The organism is Azospira sp. MPR-E4, assembly GCF_058809645.1.
In genome coordinates, this window is record NZ_JBXAST010000098.1 from 1 (window position 1) to 5,050 (window position 5,050).

Below are 5,050 nucleotides of genomic sequence, written 5' to 3' on the forward strand. Positions count from 1 at the left end.
GAAGGGGATGACGCTGGAGTTGCCCGTCGGCGGGGTCGGGGTGCCGTCGTTGCCGTTCATGAAGTCGCTCATTTGGCAGAAAGGTCGTGGCGGTTGATTTCGTAGCCCCGATCCTTGTAGAACTTGAAGCGGGCCCGGCCGGGCGTCTTGTCTTCCTCTTCGCGGCCGACGATCTCGATGAGGCGCTTGAAGCGGGCAAAGCCGGGCGGCACCTCGTCGTCCAGGTTGATCAGCAGCTCGTCCTGGGGCAGGCGTTCCAGGGCGGCCGGCGTCTCGGCGATGAGCACCGGCGTTTCCGCCGCCAGGGGCGCGTCGGCCCGGCAGTGGGGGAGGAAGCCCAGGGCCGGCTGGGTCCACAGCAGGCGGTCGATCTGCTCCGCCACGGGGGGCTGGGAGGTGTAGATGGCCAGGGGCAGGCGCTGGGAAAATGCCTTGTGGGCGAGCTTGACGGCGATGGCCAGCTTGTTCGGCACGTCGTAGTAGAAGTCCACCCGGGTCATGGTCGTGGGCCTGCCTTAATCCAGCTTGCCGGCCCGCTTCAGCAGGTAATGGGTGAGCAGGGGCACGGGGCGGCCGGTGGCGCCCTTGTCGGCGCCGGATTTCCAGGCGGTGCCGGCGATGTCCAGGTGGGCCCACTCGAATTTCTTGGTGAAACGGGCGAGGAAGCAGGCGGCAGTGATGGCCCCGGCGTAACGGCCGCCGATGTTGGCCATGTCGGCGAAGTTGCTCTTCAGCAGCTCCTGGTAGTCCTCCCACAGGGGCATGTGCCAGGCCCGGTCGAAGGCCTCGTCGCCGCAGTGGGCCAGTTCCCGGGCCAGACTGTCGTTGTTGCTGAAGAGGCCGGTGGCCACGGCGCCCAGGGCGACGACGCAGGCGCCGGTGAGGGTGGCCACGTCGATCACCGTTTCCGGCTCGAAGCGTTCGGCGTAGGTGAGGGCGTCGCACAGCACCAGGCGGCCTTCGGCGTCGGTGTTGAGGACTTCAATGGTCTGGCCGGAGAGGGAAGTGACCACGTCGCCGGGCTTGGTGGCGCTGCCGCCGGGCATGTTCTCCGTGGCCGGCACGATCACCGTCAGGTTCACCGGCAGCTTCATCAGGGCGGCGGCCTTGATGGTGCCGAGGACGCTGGCGGCGCCGCACATGTCGTACTTCATCTCGTCCATTTCGGCGGCCGGCTTCAGGGAAATGCCGCCGGTGTCGAAGGTGATGCCCTTGCCCACCAGCACCAGGGGCTTCTCTTCCTTCTTGCCGCCCTTGTACTGCAGGACGATGAACTTGGGCGGCTGGTGGGAGCCGCGGGCGACGGAGAGCAGGCTGAACATGCCCAGGGCTTCCATCTCGCCCTTTTCCAGGATCTGGCATTCCAGGCCGTGTTCCTGAGCCATGGCGGTCGCCTGCTCGGCCAGGTAGGTGGGGGTGCACAGGTTGCCCGGCAGGTTGCCCAGGTTCTTCGCCAGGGCCATGCCCTCGGCGATGGCCAGGCCCTGGTTGAGGGCTTCTTCGGCCGGCGTCAGTTCGTTGCGCCGTTCGACGGCGAAGGTGAGCTTGCGCAGGGGGCGGCGGACTTCGTCCTTCTTGCTCTTCAGCTGGTCGAAGCGGTAAACCGTTTCCTGGGCGACGATGGCGGCCTGGCGCACACGCCAGCTGACGGTGCGCTTTTTGACCGGAATTTCGGTGAGGAAGACGACGCCGTCGAAGGAGCCGGTTTCATTGAGGGTTTTCACCGCCGTGCGCACGGCCTGGCAGTATTCCTTTTCCCGGAATTCCTTCTCTTTGCCCAGGCCCACCAGCAGGACCCGGTCGCACAGGGTGCCGGGCACGTTGTGCAGGAGCAGGGTGGAGCCCAGCTTGCCTTCCATGTCGCCGCGGCGAATGATGTCGGAAATATAGCTGCGGGCAGCGTTGTCCAGCAGTTCCGCCGGCAGGGTCAGCTTGCGCGGTTCGTGAACTCCGACCACTACACAGGCGCTGCGCTGCTTTTCCGGACTACCGCTTTTTATGCTAAATTCCACCGTCCGCTCCTATCCGTAACTTTGTGATAAATCGGCAAAAAAGTAGCTAAACCGCAAATTCAGCGTCGATTATCACCGTTTCCTTTCGGCAAAGTCAAAGCATGATTTTCCAGCGCGCCGTGCGGCGTGAATTTACCCAGGCGGCCCTGGGCGTGTTTATCGCCCTCTTTGCCATTCTCCTGACCACCCAGCTGATCCGCCTGCTGGGCCAGGCCGCTGCCGGCCAGGTCGCATCCGAGGCCGTGGTGGCCCTGCTCGGCTTCGCCGCCCTCAATTCCCTGCCGGTGCTGCTGTCCCTGACCCTGTTCATGGCCATCCTGCTGACCCTGTCCCGCAGCTACCGGGATTCGGAAATGGTGGTGTGGTTCGCTTCTGGCCAGTCCCTCACCGCCTGGGTGCGGCCGGTGCTGACCTTCACCCTGCCGGTGGTGGTGAGCATCGCCCTGCTGTCCCTGCTGATTTCGCCCTGGGCCCTGAAAATGAGTGCCGAGTACCGGCAGAAGCTGACCGGCCAGAACCGGGACGACACGGCCCAGGTTTCCCCGGGTGCCTTCAAGGAAGCCAGTTCCTCCCAGCGCGTGGTGTTCGTCGAGGCGGTGGCGGACGATTCGACCCAGGTGCGCAACATTTTCGTCAGTTCCATGCAGCACCAGAAACTGGGGGTCATGATGGCCGCCACCGGCCGTTCCGAACAGATGGAAAACGGCGACCGTTTCATGGTCATGGAGCATGGCCGTCGTTATGAAGTGACGCCCGGCATTCCCGAGTTCCGGGTACTGGAGTTCGTGCGCTATGCCCTGCGGGTCGACACCAAGGAAAGCCAGGGCATCGAAAAGACGCCGAAAAACACATCCACCAGGGAATTGCTGAAAAACGGCAGTCCCGGCTACATGGCCGAGTTCCTGTGGCGGGTGGGGGTGCCCTTGTCCGCCCTGGTGCTGGCCCTGCTGGCCATTCCCATGAGCTTCGTCAATCCCCGGGCCGGCCGTTCCGCCAACATGATCCTGGCCCTGCTCACCTTCACCATCTACAGCAATCTGCTCTCCGTCAGCCAGGCCTGGGTGGCCCAGGGGCGCCTTTCCTTCTCCACCGGCTGGTGGCTGGTGCACGTGCTGATGGCGGCCCTGTTGCCCCTGCTGTTCTTCCGCCGCATCGCGGTGTTCTCTTTCCTGCGGCTGCGTAAATGAAGCTTCCTCTCGGCAAGACCTATCAGCGCTACCTCTTCCGTGAGGTGTTTTTTTCCACTTTGCTGGTGCTGGCGGCATTTCTCGCCCTCTTCGGCTTTTTCGACCTGATCAACGAGCTGGGGGATATCGGCAAGGGGGCCTACCGCATCCAGCACGCCATCATTTTTGTGACCCTGACCCTGCCCGGCCGCATTTATGAACTGATGCCCATCGCCGTGCTGATCGGCTCCCTCTTCGCCCTGTCCACCCTGGCCCGGCATTCGGAAATCACCGTGTTGCGGGCTTCCGGCCTGTCGACCCGGGAGCTGTTGATGACCCTGTTCCGGGTGGCGGCCCTGTTTGCCTTCCTCACCTTCATCATTGGTGAGTTCCTGGCGCCGCCGTCGGAGAAGCTGGGCCAGCGCATCCGCCTGCAGGCCCAGGGCACGGCCCTTTCCGCCGATTTCCGCACCGGTCTGTGGGTCAAGGACGAAAACCGCTTCATCAACGTGCGCACGGTGACGCCGGAAGCCAAGCTGCTGGGAATCCGCATCTACGAGTTCGACGACCAGCAGCGGCTGCAGATGGTCAGCGAGGCCAAGGAAGGCGAATATCTCCCCTCCAGCGAATGGCGCCTCAACAGCGTGGAGCAGACCATCCTGGAGCACGACGCCAAGGGGCAGCCGGTGCGGGGCCGGGTGGCTCACCAGGACGAGGTGATGTGGCAGTCGGCTCTGAATCCGGACATCCTCTCGGTGCTGCTGGTGGTCCCGGAGCGCATGTCGGTGTGGAACCTGATGTCCTACATCAAGCACCTTTCCGACAACCGGCAAAAGACCCAGCGTTACGAAATCGCCCTGTGGAAGAAGGTGGTCTATCCCCTGGCGGCCCTGGTGATGGTGGCCCTGGCCCTGCCTTTCGGCTACAGCCACAACCGGGTGGGCGGCGTCAGCCTGAAAATTTTCTCCGGTGTCATGCTGGGGGTGTTCTTCCACATGCTCAACGGCCTTTTCTCCAACCTGGGCATCATCAACAGCTGGCCACCCTTCTCCAGCGCGGTGGCGCCGTCCGCCATGTTCCTTCTGGCGGCCATGGGCATGATGTGGTGGGTCGAACGGCGTTAGGCGCAGGCGGCAGGAGATTCCTGCGTATGGACAAAAAGAAACCGGGCCCTGAGCCCGGTTTCTTTTTGTCCGCTGGCAGCCTGTCTGCTGCCCTGGTTCAGGCGTGGTTGCTATTGACCAGGCGGGTTCCCGCCAGCCGGTCATGCAGGAACTGGCCGTCCCGGTCGAACAGGGCCCACACCAGGCCGGCGCCGAAAAAGCCCAGGCTGGGCCAGGCCAGCAGGTAGCGCAACAGGGCCTGCAGGGGCTGGATGCCGCCGCCGTTGGCGTTCACCAGGCGGATGCGCCAGGTCTTCATGGCCAGGGTCTGGCCGCCATGGAGCCAGAGCCAGCCAAAGTAAAGCAGCAGGACCAGGAAGAAGTGACCCCACAGCAGGGCGGGGTGTGCCATGACCTTGCCGACCAGCCCCAGCAGGATGTGGGGCAGGAGCCAGGCGAGGAAAAGTACGGCCAGGGCCAGCAGGGTGTCGTAAAGCATGCTGGCCAGGCGGCGGAACAGGCTGGCCGGGCTGCGCTGGTCGGGGGCGGCAGGCTTGCCCTGGCCGCTGGCCAGGGTGGAGTCGGGGCGGGAAGTCATCAGGGCTTGCGGCTGGGTGCCGGCGCCCGCTTCGGCATGGGCGGCAGCAGGGAGGGAATCTGTCCGTCGCCCGGAATGCGCAGAATCTGGGGCGGATGGGGCAATTGGGGGATGCCGCCTTTGCCCAGCACCTTCTTGCCGTTAGGCAGGGCGGGGGGCGTCGGTCTGGGA

The 5,050-nt window shown here is 64.5% G+C and carries 5 protein-coding genes; 2 read left to right on the top strand and 3 right to left on the bottom strand.

The genetic code is table 11. The annotated features are described in order from the left end of the window. Positions 1–68: 68 nt before the first annotated feature. Both AC1RTA_RS16310 and AC1RTA_RS16315 read right to left on the bottom strand, forming a co-directional pair. Positions 69–500 (bottom strand): DNA polymerase III subunit chi, encoded by a 432-nt coding sequence (locus AC1RTA_RS16310; protein ID WP_014238545.1) that lies wholly within the window; start codon positions 498–500, stop codon positions 69–71. A gap of 15 nt (positions 501–515) precedes the next feature. Next, positions 516–2,012 carry a leucyl aminopeptidase gene (locus AC1RTA_RS16315; RefSeq protein WP_014238544.1) on the bottom strand — a complete coding sequence of 499 codons (1,497 nt, stop codon included), beginning with the start codon at positions 2,010–2,012 and terminating at the stop codon, positions 516–518. 101 nt (positions 2,013–2,113) lie between these two features. Between AC1RTA_RS16315 and lptF the strand changes: the two genes are divergently transcribed. Next, on the top strand, positions 2,114–3,199 hold the full coding sequence (gene lptF / locus AC1RTA_RS16320; protein WP_014238543.1) for an LPS export ABC transporter permease LptF: 1,086 nt from the start codon (positions 2,114–2,116) through the stop codon (positions 3,197–3,199). Then, a complete protein-coding gene (gene lptG / locus AC1RTA_RS16325) occupies positions 3,196–4,302 on the top strand; it encodes an LPS export ABC transporter permease LptG (RefSeq protein ID WP_492785336.1) in 1,107 nt (368 codons plus the stop codon). The genes lptF and lptG overlap by 4 nt, the downstream gene beginning before the upstream one ends. A 97-nt stretch (positions 4,303–4,399) precedes the next feature. On the opposite strand, the gene AC1RTA_RS16330 is transcribed toward lptG, so the two are convergent. Continuing rightward, positions 4,400–4,879, bottom strand: a complete 480-nt coding sequence (locus AC1RTA_RS16330) for an RDD family protein (protein WP_014238541.1) — start codon at positions 4,877–4,879, stop codon at positions 4,400–4,402. Positions 4,880–5,050 lie beyond the last annotated feature (171 nt).

What these genes read in the sequence shown, in the direction of transcription:
- AC1RTA_RS16310 (WP_014238545.1), bottom strand. Translation starts at nt 500, where the DNA reads ATGACCCGGGTGGACTTCTACTACGACGTGCCGAACAAGCTGGCCATC.
- lptF (WP_014238543.1), top strand. Translation starts at nt 2,114, where the DNA reads ATGATTTTCCAGCGCGCCGTGCGGCGTGAATTTACCCAGGCGGCCCTG.
- lptG (WP_492785336.1), top strand. Translation starts at nt 3,196, where the DNA reads ATGAAGCTTCCTCTCGGCAAGACCTATCAGCGCTACCTCTTCCGTGAG.
- AC1RTA_RS16330 (WP_014238541.1), bottom strand. Translation starts at nt 4,879, where the DNA reads ATGACTTCCCGCCCCGACTCCACCCTGGCCAGCGGCCAGGGCAAGCCT.